This window comes from Vibrio sp. 2130-1, assembly GCF_033339515.1.
In genome coordinates, this window is record NZ_JAWOUT010000702.1 from 1 (window position 1) to 523 (window position 523).

Genomic DNA, 523 nt, shown 5'->3' on the forward strand with positions numbered 1-523 from the left:
TCTATACGACGCATTCTTCGAAAACCAAGAAGAATTTGAACGTCTATACGTGAAATACGAGAACGATCCTTCAGTTAAGAAGGAAACGGTAAAAGCCATCGAAATGTTCTCGCTACTCATGCAAGAGCGTGCTTCAACAGGTCGTATCTACATTCAGAACGTAGACCACTGTAACACTCACAGCCCATTCGACTCTGAAGTTGCGCCAGTTCGTCAGTCTAACCTATGTCTGGAAATCGCACTTCCAACTAAACCACTGACTAACGTTGAAGATGATTCAGGTGAGATTGCACTATGTACGCTTTCCGCGTTCAACCTTGGCGCAATCAAATCTCTAGATGATTTCGAAGAGCTTTCTGATCTTGTTGTTCGCGCTCTAGATGCACTACTGGATTACCAAGATTACCCACTACCAGCGGCGCACAAGTCAACAATGAACCGTCGTACGCTAGGTGTTGGTGTTATCAACTTCGCTTACTACCTAGCGAAGCACGGAGTGAAATACTCTGACGGCAGCGCAAAT

Annotated in this window: 1 pseudogene; it reads left to right on the forward strand. The window is 45.3% G+C overall.

Annotated elements, in window-relative coordinates:
• A pseudogene (locus R7Q09_RS28230) lies at positions 1-523 on the forward strand (ribonucleotide-diphosphate reductase subunit alpha); the annotation flags it as partial.